The 13838-nt window shown below is 42.3% G+C and carries 16 protein-coding genes and 1 tRNA gene; 1 reads left to right on the top strand and 16 read right to left on the bottom strand.

Annotated features, from left to right (window positions below):
• From I2F76_RS02680 to rpiA, 4 genes are all read right to left on the bottom strand, one after another.
• Nucleotides 1-810, bottom strand: coding sequence for a purine-nucleoside phosphorylase (locus tag I2F76_RS02680; RefSeq protein ID WP_003003514.1), 810 nt, complete (start codon nt 808-810; stop codon nt 1-3).
• A 12-nt stretch (nt 811-822) separates the two neighbouring features.
• Nucleotides 823-1368: a DUF1697 domain-containing protein gene (locus I2F76_RS02675; RefSeq protein WP_195487172.1), complete on the bottom strand. Its 546-nt coding sequence runs from the start codon at nt 1366-1368 to the stop codon at nt 823-825.
• Nucleotide 1369: 1 nt separating this feature from the next.
• Entirely contained in the window at nt 1370-2581 is a 1212-nt protein-coding gene (locus I2F76_RS02670; RefSeq protein ID WP_003003757.1) for a phosphopentomutase, read from the bottom strand.
• Nucleotides 2582-2674: 93 nt separating this feature from the next.
• Nucleotides 2675-3346, bottom strand: a complete 672-nt coding sequence (gene rpiA / locus I2F76_RS02665) for a ribose-5-phosphate isomerase RpiA (protein WP_195487226.1) — start codon at nt 3344-3346, stop codon at nt 2675-2677.
• 162 nt (nt 3347-3508) lie between these two features.
• Between rpiA and mnmE the strand changes: the two genes are divergently transcribed.
• A complete protein-coding gene (gene mnmE, locus I2F76_RS02660) occupies nt 3509-4882 on the top strand; it encodes a tRNA uridine-5-carboxymethylaminomethyl(34) synthesis GTPase MnmE (protein WP_195487171.1) in 1374 nt (457 codons plus the stop codon).
• Between the two features lie 40 nt (nt 4883-4922).
• Here mnmE and I2F76_RS02655 read toward each other — a convergent pair whose 3' ends face one another.
• The 12 genes from I2F76_RS02655 to I2F76_RS02600 form a co-directional block, all read right to left on the bottom strand.
• Nucleotides 4923-5735, bottom strand: a complete 813-nt coding sequence (locus tag I2F76_RS02655; protein WP_195327117.1) for a PrsW family glutamic-type intramembrane protease — start codon at nt 5733-5735, stop codon at nt 4923-4925.
• A gap of 153 nt (nt 5736-5888) precedes the next feature.
• Entirely contained in the window at nt 5889-6380 is a 492-nt protein-coding gene (locus I2F76_RS02650; protein WP_195327116.1) for a hypothetical protein, read from the bottom strand.
• 169 nt (nt 6381-6549) lie between these two features.
• Entirely contained in the window at nt 6550-7518 is a 969-nt protein-coding gene (locus tag I2F76_RS02645) for a DUF6287 domain-containing protein (protein WP_195327115.1), read from the bottom strand.
• 471 nt (nt 7519-7989) lie between these two features.
• Nucleotides 7990-8703, bottom strand: coding sequence for a DUF6572 domain-containing protein (locus I2F76_RS02640; RefSeq protein WP_229042370.1), 714 nt, complete (start codon nt 8701-8703; stop codon nt 7990-7992).
• A 174-nt stretch (nt 8704-8877) separates the two neighbouring features.
• Nucleotides 8878-9300, bottom strand: coding sequence for a hypothetical protein (locus tag I2F76_RS02635; protein ID WP_031575749.1), 423 nt, complete (start codon nt 9298-9300; stop codon nt 8878-8880).
• Nucleotides 9301-9369: 69 nt separating this feature from the next.
• Nucleotides 9370-9924, bottom strand: coding sequence for a hypothetical protein (locus tag I2F76_RS02630; protein ID WP_031575747.1), 555 nt, complete (start codon nt 9922-9924; stop codon nt 9370-9372).
• Between the two features lie 459 nt (nt 9925-10383).
• A tRNA-Arg gene (locus tag I2F76_RS02625) sits at nt 10384-10455 on the bottom strand.
• A gap of 43 nt (nt 10456-10498) precedes the next feature.
• Entirely contained in the window at nt 10499-10846 is a 348-nt protein-coding gene (gene rplS / locus I2F76_RS02620) for a 50S ribosomal protein L19 (RefSeq protein ID WP_195487170.1), read from the bottom strand.
• A gap of 123 nt (nt 10847-10969) precedes the next feature.
• Entirely contained in the window at nt 10970-12133 is a 1164-nt protein-coding gene (locus tag I2F76_RS02615) for a chloride channel protein (RefSeq protein ID WP_195487225.1), read from the bottom strand.
• A gap of 46 nt (nt 12134-12179) precedes the next feature.
• Nucleotides 12180-12452 (bottom strand): chorismate mutase, encoded by a 273-nt coding sequence (locus I2F76_RS02610; protein ID WP_049506315.1) that lies wholly within the window; start codon nt 12450-12452, stop codon nt 12180-12182.
• Nucleotides 12453-12515: 63 nt separating this feature from the next.
• Entirely contained in the window at nt 12516-12959 is a 444-nt protein-coding gene (locus I2F76_RS02605) for a flavodoxin (RefSeq protein WP_003007049.1), read from the bottom strand.
• A gap of 116 nt (nt 12960-13075) precedes the next feature.
• On the bottom strand, nt 13076-13765 hold the full coding sequence (locus tag I2F76_RS02600; protein ID WP_229289616.1) for a hypothetical protein: 690 nt from the start codon (nt 13763-13765) through the stop codon (nt 13076-13078).
• Between the last annotated feature and the right edge of the window lie 73 nt (nt 13766-13838).

Genomic DNA, 13838 nt, shown 5'->3' with positions numbered 1-13838 from the left:
TTAGAGTTCAGCAAGAATCGCTTTTAGCAATCCTTTGAAGTCGCCTTTGACGCGCTCTGTCACTTCTACTACTTCTTCGTGGTTGAGCTCTTCTTGGAAACCAGCCGCAAAGTTGGTAATACATGAAATACCAAGAACCTTCAAGCCAGAATGCGCTGCAACGATGACTTCAGGAACGGTTGACATACCGACAGCATCTGCACCAAGCGTCTTGTAAGCACGGATTTCAGCTGGAGTTTCGTATGTTGGGCCAGTTACACCGATATAAACACCATCATCCAATTTGATACCCAATTTGTCTGCTACTTTATGAGCAGTCTCACGATATTCTGGAGTGTAGGCTTTTGACATATCTGGGAAACGTGGACCAAAGTCATCCAAGTTTTCACCGATCAATGGATTTTGACCAGTCATATTGATGTGGTCTGTGATGGCCATCAAAGTACCAGGACCAAAGCCGATACCACCGGCAGCGTTGGTAACAAGAACCCCTTCACAGCCCAAAACTTTCATGACACGAACTGGGAAAGTCACCACTTCTAGTGGGTTTCCTTCGTAGAAATGGAAACGTCCTTGAAGGGCCAAAACCTTGCGTCCAGCAAGCTCACCGTAGACTAATTTACCGGCATGGCCGACAACCGTTGAACGACCCCAGTTTGGAATTTCAGAGTAGTCTACTACGACTGGATTTTCGATTTCTTCAGCCAGTTCTCCAAGACCTGATCCAAGGATCAAGCCAAACTCAGGTGCTTCCATTCCTTTGCCTTTCAAAAAAGCAGCTGTTTCATTGATTTTTGCTAATAATGTCATTGCATATTTCCTTTATGATTTCCTTAAAAATTGGCCAATTTTGTCAAATGTATTGGCATTGCGAATGGTCAACAGACGGTAATCCGGCATCTTGAGGACTTGTCTGTGGTAAGCTGTCTTTGTATAGGTCTCTTCTGAGTATTTGCCCCAGTAGATCCCTAGATTCCCACGATGGATGATTTCATCACCGAGTGAAAAAGAGGAGACCAGCTCCCAGACAGCATCCTGATCAAGGCCTTCTGTGTAAAAAAGAACATCCTTGCGGGCCAGATCCTCCTGCCACCAGGCTGGTAGAGCAGCGAGATCTTGCGCATAGTCCTCAGCTGAAAAGAGAGAAAAAGACTGGATAAAGGGATAGTGATCACGAAAGAAATGTCCCAGCAAATCTACCAATTCTTCTTTAGAAGCAGCAGATTCAAAGAAGATATTGCCACTATTGATGTAGGTCTCTACCTCATCCAGCCCGATCGTTTGAAGCTCCTCTCGAAGCTCTGCCATCACGACCTTATTCTTCCCGCCAACATTGATCCCTCTTACGAGGAGAGCGAAGCGTGCCATCTTAGTTTAGTTTGTCTAAGAAGCTTTCACCGATCATGGCTTTTTCAACACCAAAGTTCTCTGCAATTGTTGCAGAGATATCAGAGAAATGTCCGACTGGAATCACACCATTGCCCTTGAAGGATGGGCTATAAGCCAAGAATGGGATGTATTCACGCGTATGGTCTGTACCAGCGTAAGTTGGGTCATTCCCGTGGTCTGCAGTGATCATCAAGAGGTCATCTTCACGCATGGCTGCAATGATTTCTGGCAAGCGTTCGTCAAATTCGTGCAAGCAATCTCGGTAGCCGTGAGCATTACGACGGTGACCGTAAAGAGCATCAAAGTCTACCAAGTTGGTAAATGAGAACCCTTCTTGGAACTCAGGAAGCCCCATGGTCTTAATCAAGGTATCCATACCGTGGCTATTTGATTTGTTGTGGCCCATATCGTGGTTGATACCAGCTCCGTTAAAGATATCGTTGATCTTACCAACTGCATAGGTATCAATACCTGCTTCGTTCAACTTGTCCAAAACAGTAGGCGCAAATGGTGAAACAGCTAAGTCACGACGGTTGGCTGTACGTGTGAAGTTGCCTGGTTCCCCAACATAAGGACGAGCAATAATTCGACCAAGAAGAGCTGGACGTTCCAAAGTGATGGAACGAGCGTATTCACAGATACGGTACAACTCATCCAAAGGAATGATGTCTTCGTGAGCAGCGATTTGAAGCACAGGGTCTGCTGATGTATAAATAATCAACTCACCAGTTTCCATTTGACGTGGTCCAAAGTCATCGATGACCGCTGTACCAGAATAAGGTTTGTTGGCTTCACGAATGACCTTACGTCCAGAGAATTCTTCAATTTTAGTCAAAATTTCTTCAGGGAAACCATTCCAGAAGGTATCAAAAGGTTCTGTAATGTTGAGCCCCATGATTTCCCAGTGACCAGTCATGGTGTCTTTCCCAAGAGAGACTTCTTGCAATTTTGTCGCATAGCCAGTTGGGTTGCTTTCAGCTGGCACAGTCTTCAATGGTACTTCACGAGGAATATTTCCAAGACCGATTTTGGCCATGTTTGGTACATTCAAACCGACGGTTTTAGAGATGTGGCCCAAAGTATCAGATGCTCCATCTGGAACACCTGCATTGACAAAGTTATTGGCATCTGGTGCAGCACCGATCCCAACTGAATCAAGCACAACTAAGTGCATGCGTTTAAATTTTGACATATACTGCCTCTTTCCTTTATTAAACTAGCTATATTATACCATATCCCTATAAGAAGAGAGCCGTTGATAGATCCGGCCCCTCTTTAGAGAAACCTATTTTTCAATGATGACAGGGCCATCTGGTGTCCCTACAATCACTTTTGATATCATGTTCAAGAATAAACCGTGCTCTACAACCCCGACGGTATGATCCAATTCATTGGCTAGAGCTTCTGCATCCTCGATCACTTTGAGATCCAAGTCAATGATAAAGTTACCTTGGTCTGTTACAAAACGTTGATCATCCGCGAGACGGAAAGCAGGATGGTAACCCTTTTGCTCAAAGTGACGGAAAAGATTTTCAGCACCGTATTGCACTACTTCCACTGGAAGTTTGAAAGCCCCAAGAGTTGTGACTTGTTTGGATTCATCCACGATCCAAATGCAATCTTTTGAATTGGTTGCGACGATCTTTTCCATGAGGAGAGCACCACCGCCACCTTTGATCCCATTCAATTGAGGATCCACTTCATCTGCGCCATCCACTGTCACATCGACCACTTCAACATCGTCGATAGCCTTGAGCGGGATGCCTAAACTTTCAGCCTGATCATAGGTCACACTAGAAGTTGTGACAGCTGTGATCTGCAAGCCTTCTTCTTTGATGCGACGACCCAATTCAGCCACAAAATAATAAGCAGTTGACCCTGTACCGAGACCGACAATCATGCCGTCTTTGACAAACTCAGCCGCTTTAATTCCTACCTGTTCTTTTAGGTTTACCATCATAGACCTCCTTTTATATTCTATTACAGTATAGCATATTCTGTAAGAGATTTCACTAATTATTTGAAAACCTTTCCATCTTTTAGTTCTAAAAGCAAAACCTTGCCCGTCCGCTGACTTTACGATAGAATAGAGATGAATCTACAGGAAAAGAGAAATGACATGATTACTAAAGAATTTGATACCATCGCTGCCATCTCGACTCCTCTCGGTGAGGGGGCGATCGGAATCGTCCGCTTGAGCGGAACAGACAGCTTTGCCATTGCGCAAAAGATCTTCAAAGGTAAAGATTTGACCAGCGTGGCTAGCCACACCCTCAACTACGGTCATATCGTAGATCCAGATAAGGACGAGATTCTCGACGAGGTCATGGTTGGAGCTATGCGATCGCCGAAGACCTTCACCCGTGAAGACATTATCGAGATCAATACCCACGGCGGGATTGCTGTGACCAACGAAATCCTGCAATTAGTCATCCGTGAAGGAGCTCGTTTGGCTGAACCTGGTGAATTTACCAAGCGGGCCTTTCTGAATGGTCGGGTCGATTTGACACAAGCCGAAGCCGTCATGGACATTATTCGCGCCAAGACCGATAAGTCTATGAACATCGCCGTGAAACAACTCGATGGTTCCCTGTCTGACCTCATCAACAACACACGCCAAGAGATCCTCAATACTCTAGCCCAGGTTGAAGTCAATATCGACTATCCTGAGTACGATGATGTCGAAGAAGCAACCACTGAGATCATCCGCGAAAAGACCAGTGAATTTGAAGCCCTCTTGACCAACCTTCTCAAGACTGCCCGTCGCGGTAAGATCTTGCGTGAAGGGATCTCTACTGCTATCATCGGTCGTCCAAATGTCGGCAAGTCCAGCCTCCTCAATAATCTTCTTCGCGAGGAAAAAGCCATCGTAACTGATATCGAAGGAACCACCCGTGACGTTATCGAAGAATACGTCAACATCAACGGCGTTCCCCTCAAACTAGTCGATACGGCCGGAATCCGGGAAACCGAAGACATCGTTGAGCAAATCGGTGTCGAACGGTCGAAAAAAGCCCTCAAGGAAGCTGATTTGGTTCTTCTGGTCCTCAATGCTAGCGAGCCCTTGACCGACCAAGATCGCCAACTCCTTGAAATCTCTCAAGACAGCAACCGCATCATTCTCCTCAATAAGGTCGATCTCCCAGAGAAGATCGAAATCGACCAACTGCCGGAAGATTACATCAAGATTTCCGTTCTGAAAAACCAAAACATCGATCAAATTGAAGACCGGATCAATGCTCTCTTCTTCGAAAATGCTGGGCTGGTTGAGCAAGATGCGACGTATCTTTCTAATGCTCGTCACATCTCACTTATCGAGAAAGCTGTTGAAAGCCTGCAAGCGGTCAACGAAGGCTTGGCCCTCGGTATGCCGGTAGACCTGCTTCAAGTCGATCTCACCCGCACCTGGGAAATCCTCGGAGAAATCACAGGGGATGCTGCTCCAGATGAGCTCATTACCCAACTCTTCAGCCAGTTCTGTCTTGGTAAATAACAAAAATGCGTATGTTTCCACACATACGCATTTTTTGTTCTTATTTTGCTTGTTCTAATCGCTCGACGGTCTGATACGCTTGGTAGATTAGGAAGAGCCCTGTAGCATTCAAGATTGGAATCGCAATCGGCAACTCGGTCACGATTTGTGAGAAAGGTGAATTGCCAACAAAATGGAGTCCAAACCCTGCTACTAAATATCCCCAACCTGCTAGACCTAGATCCTTGCGTCCTCTGCTTGCTTGGACAATTAGGAAGAGCCCCAGCATGACAAGACCTGTGTAGACCCAGTGAGACATGGGCGCATTGGCCACACGACCAAGAATCCCTGACACCGTGTAAGAGAAACCTTCCGGCAGATCCTGACGGATATAGGCAAAGTCCTCGACGATCTGGAAACCAAGACCAGAGGCAATCGCTAAGAGGAAAATCGACTTGATGCGACGGACGCTGAACAAATAGAGGACAAAGAAGATTGGAATCAACTTAAAGGGTTCCTCAAAGAGTGGCGCAGCGATGGCACTCTCGTACTGGTTCCAAAAGTCGCTATTTGGAGCGATCGCTTGAATCATATCATGGAAATAAGTATTGGCAAAGCTAGACAACCAACCGGCAACAAAGCCCCCACCTAATAGAGAAAAGAGAACCGGTACCCAAGACAACTTCCACTTCTTAGCAAAGTGAAAAAGAGCCCAGACAGCAGGAAGTGCATAGACCAAGAGGATCAAGGTTGAAAGTCCCACAATCCCGTACTGACTACCAGACATCCAACCTTCCGTCAGTGACTGGGTCTCATAGGCTAGGCCGATCGCTAGCAAGAGTAAATAGAGAAACAAAATCGATTTGCGTTTCATAAAAGACCTTTCTAAAGTGAAATGAAAAAGGCTGGAAGCCCAGTCTTTTCCGAGTACTATCATTGTAACAGGATCAGCTTAAAAAAACAATAAATGTGGATTCGTGAGAAAAATGTAAAACGTAGATGGCGACAAATGGTTGACTAAATTTAGTTACTTAATCACCAACGCTCCATTTTCCTCCGTTGCCAAGAGCTTCTCGTCTTTATCATATATTTTAAGTTTTATACTGCTTGGTGTGTTTTGAGTTGCATTGTATTGCTTTACTATCTCTTCTTTTAGATCAAAAAGCGTCTTACAATAATCTTTTGGATTTATATTTGCTAAAGATAGCATATTTTCTGATACAGAGAAGACAAGGATCAGATACTCTTCATTATAATACACTTTCGCCATCTCAATTTCGCCATTGATTTGATTTTGAAGCATATAAGCAAATACTACATTAGGTTTTTCATTTCCAACCAATGAGGTAGGGGCTTGATTCATCCCTTTGACCACTGATTCTTTACTTTCCTTTGTAGAATCTTTTACATTCTGTTCAGTAGACTGCTCTTTTTTGTCTTCATTCTTCACTTCTTTTTGCGCGCACGATGACAGAAATAGCGAGAGAATGGTCATTGTTGCAAACATAGTTTTTTTCATAGATTTTCTCCTTTTATTTTTACAAGTAGAAAACGACCTGTAATTGACCAAAATTGCATAAGCTTCCTGTAAAAGATGTTCCAAATCTTTAATTTCATAACCTTATAACTAATTAGATCTTTAATAGTTTAAAAAATTATTATCTAATATTATTCTACCATAATCTCTCTTACTTCAGTACTGCAAGAATCTGACGAATCATGTCTGGATCCCCGTCTGGCAATGTCACCGTTTCAGCATGGTCCAAGATCCCTTGGGTAAATTGCGTCATAAACTCTTCACTATTGAGTTCATCTGCAGACTGTTGCCAATGGCTCGGTACAGGATAGATCGTCACCGTCCCATCACCGTTGGATGCATAAGTCACATGGCCTTCTGCAGAAATAGGAGTAAACAACTGACGAACGTCTTTGGGATAATCAACTCCTAGCCCACCATAGTAAATTTTCGTACCAGCACTCTTCTCATTAATACTCAATTCTGTCGGTACAGACTTGATCACATAAGCCCAGACACGCGCAGCTTCGACCTGAGCAGCGGTGTAGCCTAGATAATCATTCTGATCCGCCTTCTTCGAAGACTTGACCTCGCTATCCGATCGAGTATTCCACTTTTTGGCCTTACTCGTTTTAGACGTACTACTGCTATCATCTGTATCAGCTTGCTCCCGATCTTTCGGTTGCTCTTTCTTGCGATAGTAGAAATTGTCATCATCGCCATAAGCCGGTGACTGACCAGCCCAGATCCGATCCTTGGACTTATCCGAAGCATCGTCTTTGCCCGCTTTCTGACCCTTTGGAAGGAGCAAAAGACCGTAGCCTCCAACACCCGACTTGGCACTAACCGTCATCTCAGCGATCTGGTCCTTCTGCTTAAAACTCGATGCATCAAGCTCGACATCCTCGCTGACCAAGCCCTTATCATCAAAGACCAGCTCATTACCACGACCATCGATCCAAGTCCCCTTGATACTCGAGTAGTCCTTAGCCTTGATGGCTTTCAAATCCATACCAGACTGTTTCTTTTCCGAAGTGCTGGACTGCTGGGTATCCGAACTCTTAGGCGACACCGTCTTCTGAGGACGACCACACGAAGCCAAGACCAAAACAGAAAGCAAAATTACCAAACCTTTTTTCATATTAATCTCCCTTCACATACCTACTATTTTAGAAAAATAAGAAAGGAGAGTCAAAGAAAAAGTGGAGGGCGAGAATCAATTAATGACCTAAAACTCTGTAAAATTATGATTTGAATGTCTCAAAAAAAAGAAGCTCAATGTAACGAGCTTCTATACCATCATCTTTTATTTTTCTTGTTTTGGGACCGTTCGAAACAACACAGCTCTAAAACGTCAACACTCTGTCATAAGTGAACTACTCCCCAAAAGTTAGACAGAAAAAATCTAACTTTTGGGATGCAGTTCAACTGCCAGTGTTTTCTTTTCTATCTCTGTCCCCTGCCGAAATATAAAATAGGCTTTTAGAAAATTTTGGTCTACTTTTGGTCTACTTTTGGTCTACTTTTTAGCCATCTTATTTTTTGACTGACCTTCGCTTTAATATTATTTATCCCTCATAAATTGATTAATTTTATTCTTCTTAGTTGTTCTTTACTCCGGTAATTCTACCTTCAAGCTCATATCTGTCGGTTGCAATACTTTCTGAACAGCGGTGAGAAAGGATAGTCCATTATCCGATGGAGAACATTGGAAGGTGATATGAATGACTTTTTTATCAAAGCTATCGCCATATCTATCCACATATTGCTTGCTTTCGAGGAAGTAGATATAGTTATTGAGTTTTTCTTGCAGAATTTCCAGATGGACTGCTTCTATCTCTTCCTGCCAGCCGACTGAATCCACCAGAAGAAGCTCTAAATGATTATCAACTATACCAATAGCGTCAAGTTCGCTAGGTTCTAGTTCTGAAACAATAGTTTTTTTTACAAGAGCTTTAAACTCTTCAACATCAAACAACTCACGTTGATCTTCTATATTTGGTAGCATAGTTTCAGGATGATTACGTATATAGTTTCTATCAATATCATCTTGCTTACTTAAGGGCCAGTGCCCTGTTTCGGCATAAATCATCACCTCATATGCTTCCCTAGAAGATTGAAATGCTTTATCCATTAGTTCCTTAGTAATGGGATAGCATACTTCTGGGCCCATAGCTCCTCCAACTTCTTTAAAGAAGCTAATTTCGTAATAACCATCTGTTTCATATACAACAAATCCATCGCCTCTATGTACAATCGTATTGGAATGATTATAATCATCTAACTCATCTGCCTTTGGCCAACGATGATGTTCACAATAAAACATTACTTCTAAAGCATCTTTTTCTGATTTTGAAACACGTTCTGCTAATTTTTGGCTAATGGGAAAGTTAAGCACTTCTTTCCCTCTACTCCACAGGATCTGATAATCATTCTTGTTTTTTAATATCGTACAATTTTTGTATTGTTGAATTTCTGTTGTCATACTATTTCTTTTTGTCTATTTCAATGGTGATACATAATCATCTGGAAGTTTACCCATTGATTCTATCCATTGTTGTTCCGCTTTGGGAATAAGTATTTCAAGTTCTTTGTTACTAAAAAGCAACTGATTTTTACGGTTAGAAATCAGCACAATTGGCTTTTTTCTAGCTCTATCTTTTCTAATTTCGTTCTTTTCTTCTTCTGACGGTGGCCAAGAATCGTGTTTAATCTTCCAAGATACTTCGCTTAGCGTTCTTTCCCCACTATCTAATAAGGCAAACAGCTCATTTGGTAATTCATAGACAACTAACCAAGAAACTACGGTTCCTTCTTCTAAAACCAAATAATACTTGTCCTCATCTCTCCATATATGCTGACCGTATCCTTTTACCTCTTCAAACTTGGTAACATCTTCCCATTCTAGTTTTGTTGGTTTCATTTGTATTCTCCTAGTGCAAGTTATTTTCTCAACCAGAATATCATAAAATCAGGCTTCTTTTTCTCTTCCTCAATAGGCGATGCCATCTTTTACCCATTTTCTAGTTTCTAACTCCAAATTAAAATAGAAATCTCTTCGACCAGATTTATCAAAACAATCCTCTTTAAGAGCCTCGCATACAATTCCCAGTTTCTTCTTACTTATCTCAGAAATATATAGCATAGTAAATCCTGCAGGAGATTCAATTTGGTCGATTTTCTCACCTTCTAAATTATAAACCTCTAGTTCTGATGGAACGTCAAAATCGCTGGATGAGCGAAATATACTGAAGATTCGCTGATATTTAGGGCTAAAGCGAAGATAATGTAAATGATGAAAACTAATCTGATGCTTCCCATTATGATTCCAATCTAGGGTTCCTTCTAGTATATTTTGTTGCCCTAACAATTTTCCTTCTAAACTAAAGTAGAAAATGATTTTGCTTACAAAGTTTTCTCCACTATAGACGATAACAATGTTCTCATCTTTATTATATTCCGCATGAATGATATCTGGTTGTTCTATCTTTATTACACAACCATCCCACTCCCATATGACCATCCGTTCACCGTAATCGATTTTCATCATCCTTCTCCTACTCTAACTCAGATAAATTCGAGATGCATTGTTTGCTCAGTCATCATGGACTGCACTTCCTCGACAAGTTTATCAATCTCGTTCTGTGTGATACGAATGTGGTTGAATGATGCCTCACAATTCTGTATACTTGACCTATATACAGTAAAACTTCCATCAATCAACAATTCTCCCTTTTGCTTTTAAAACATTACCATTTTCATAATCAAAAGTGATGATAGACCTTGGACTAGAAATTTTCATTTTCCTTCCTTTTCTTATATCCCTTTTAGACTAAACTTGCAGAGCACTCATAATCTTCTTAATTTGGTATTCCAACATGATAGAATTACCTTAAAAGACAATGTTACGTTTTCCACTATTATACCATACAAGAACTTTCCCCAAGAACCATCCTTGCATAAACCAACAAAAAAACACTGAAGATTCAGTGTTCTTTTCTATTTATGTCCCCTGCCGGAATCGAACCAGCAACTACTCCTTAGGAGGGAGTTGTTATATCCATTGAACTAAGGGGACCGATAAAAAAAGAAGCGAGATCACTCCCGCCTCCTTGTTCGTCTTAACGACGGATTTCTTTAATACGAGCTGCTTTACCTTGCAATGCACGAAGGTAGTACAATTTCGCACGACGTACTTTACCGTAACGTACAACTTCAATCTTTTCTACACGTGGAGTGTGTACTGGGAATGTACGTTCAACACCGACACCGTTAGAGATTTTACGAACAGTGTACATTTCAGTGTGTCCTTGACCTTTACGAGCGATAACAACGCCTTCAAAGATCTGGATACGTTCACGAGATCCTTCGACAACTTTCGCGTGTACACGAACAGTGTCACCAGGACGGAATGCAGGGATATCAGTACGAAGTTGACTTTCAGTCAAGCTTTGGATTAATGGATTCATTTTATTCTCCTATCTTCGTCAATCTTGAGGGACCTCCCTCAGCGGATAAACTGTATTTTTGTGCTTCCATTACGCACAGAAACTATCATATCAGATAATTTCAGGTTTGTAAAGCTCTTTTCTCTACTTTTTCGCAACTTTTTGTCCGGAATAAATGCTCCACTCTTTTGGTAGGCAATAGGCGATGGCGCAAGCAATGACAAAGAATGGCAGGTTGGCATAGCCAAAGACTTCTCCTCCGATCAAGATCGGTGCGAGCAAGGTCGTCGTCGCACTGCCAAAGACACTGGCATATCCGATAGCAGCCACGACTAAGACTGGAAGACCTAGCATAGGAGCAAGGAAGACTCCAAGCGTAGCTCCGATCGCAAAGAGCGGGGTCACTTCTCCCCCTTGGTATCCAGCAGAGATGGTCACTACGGTAAAGAGGAGCTTCAAGATCCAGTCATAACTCTGCGCACTGCCCTGATGAAAAGCCATATCAATCAGATTGGTTCCAAGACCACTGTATGTTCCGACCTTGGTCAGCTGGAGGGTTAAGAGGACCAAACTAAGTCCAGCCCCTATAAGCGCAATCCGGATATAAGGATTAGGTAAGACTTGAGCGACTGTTTTCTTCAACCATGAAAGGCTAACAGCAAAGAGTTTCCCAGCGAGACCAAAAGCTAGGCCAAGAAGGGCAACTTTGATCAAGGTCTCTGGTGTCCAGCTCAGCGTTTCTTTTAGTGGCACAGCAAATTTCTCCAAGCCAAGGGCATGAGAGGTGAAGCTAGCCACGATTGAGGCAATGAGCGCTGGATAGAGAGCCATCAACTGCAACTCCCCAACTGTCAAGACTTCAAGAGCAAAGAAGGTTGCTGCCAGTGGCGTCTGAAAGAGACCCGCAAAACCGGCTGCCATCCCGGTCATGAGAAAGATACGCGAAGCATCTGGAATCTTGATATGACGGGCAAAACGATGCGAAAGGGTCGCTCCGATCTGGACCGCCACACCTTCCCGACCGACCGAACCACCAAAGAGATGGCTCATCCAGGTCGTCAGCATAATCAAAGGCACCAAGACCAAGGGGATTTTCTCCTCACGCGCGTGTCCGACATCAAAGATGAGGCCCATCCCTTTTGAAGCCTTGCCACCAAAACGTTTATAGAGATAAACGATGACAAGCCCCGCTAAGGCCAGAAAAAGAATCAAGGGCCAATGCTGGCTTCGGAAATCCCCGATCAGGAGCAATCCTTGACCAAAAATCATGTCAATGGCACCAACCAAGAGACCAATGAAAAGCGCCATCCCTGTTAGGACCACATACTGTTGTGCTTTTTGCTTGATAGAGAGACTAATCACGCGCCCTCACCTCCTCTTGGAAGTCTCTCGAGCGCTTCATCATATCTTGAAACTGAGCTTGAATGGTTGCACGATATTGCTCATCCATCACGAGAGAGCCGACTTTCTCAAGCACCTCTCTTTCCCTTCCTTGATCAAGCACAGGTAAACCTTGTTGCTCCTTATATTCTACAATTTGACCGACACAGACCATCCTTCTTTCCAGCAAGGCTACAAGCTCTTGATCGATTTGGTCAATGTCCTTACGAATCTGATCTAAATCCATGTGTCTCCTCTTTATTTTGGATATAAATCGAGGCTGTAATCCATCGATCCAGTCTCTTTGTCATTAATTTGCTTTTGCTACGAGTTCTTCTGCAAAGGCTTCTAATTTTTCAATGTCTTCGTCTTCTGCAGACAAATCAACTTTGACACACTCAGAACCTTTTTCAGCACCAGTCGCAGCGAAGCAACGGTCGAAATCATCAACTGCTTTACAGAATTCATCGTAGAAAGTATCACCTGATCCTACCACACCGTAAAGTTTGCCTTTGAGATCAAGGCCAGCCAAATCTTCGTAGAAATCTTGGATCTCATCTGGAAGCTCTCCATCACCGTAAGTATAAGTCGCTACCACCGCGATATCCGCATCAAGGAAGTCCTCCGCATCCACAGTTGTACACTCATCCACATCTACTTCGACACCAAGATCACGGAATTTGTCCGCTACGATATCAGCAATTTCTTCAGTATTTCCAGTCATACTAGCAAAAACAATCTTCGCTACAGTCATAATTTCCTCCCAAAAGCTATTTCCCGTATTATACCACTTTTTCAAGCATTTTGCACGAAACCTTTCCCGATAAGGTGAAAGAAGGGACACGTTTCAAGAATTTGGACCGATTCAACCTAATCACCCTCGTTTTCTTCTTGAATTGCTTTAATAGTTTTAATTTCTTCATCTAATTTCTTATCAAAATTAGCCTTATTTTTGAAGGGATACGAATAGGTGCGCCAAGTGTACCATTTGAGGCCTTCTTCACCCTTATAGTACCATTCGATTTTAGTGGGTAAGAATTCTTTGTTGTAGGTGATACGAACTTTGGAAAACTGACTATCCTTGATAGAATATCTACCTTCAAATTCAGGCGGATATTCCTCTTTCATTAATTTATCATCCACAAATCTTTTCGGTGAACTTGTAATCTGATAGTTAGATTTCTTAATTTCATCAGTAGTAATTTTCTTACTTAACAGAACTGACGATAGTTCTTCATTTACTGCAGATTTGTAATACTGTTTACGATCCCAGTCCGCTTTATAACCACCATAAACTGTATCGTCTTTCACTGCCGTTTCATCATTATAGTAATATTCTTTTTTCTCAAGGTCCACCCCAACCTCAAAATGCTCATCGGTAGAATCTCCCATTTTAATCATAACAAATTGCTTTTTCTTTAAAACATTCAATGCCGGTTGATTGTAACTGCAACTACTTAGGAATACTGCAATAAGTATTACGAGCAACACTACCACAATTTTTTTTGGAAATTCTAACCATCGTTTTCTTTTAATTAATTGTTTAACTTCTTTTATCATATCCATTTCATTCTAGCAAAATATACATCCAAAGTGAAGTGTTAAACTATTCAAAAAGCTGAGACATATGTAA

It is taken from the genome of Streptococcus parasanguinis (assembly GCF_015557775.1).
Lineage (GTDB): Bacteria > Bacillota > Bacilli > Lactobacillales > Streptococcaceae > Streptococcus > Streptococcus parasanguinis_AA.
Note: the sequence above shows the minus strand (reverse complement) of the source record. Positions and strands in the feature narration are given on the sequence as shown.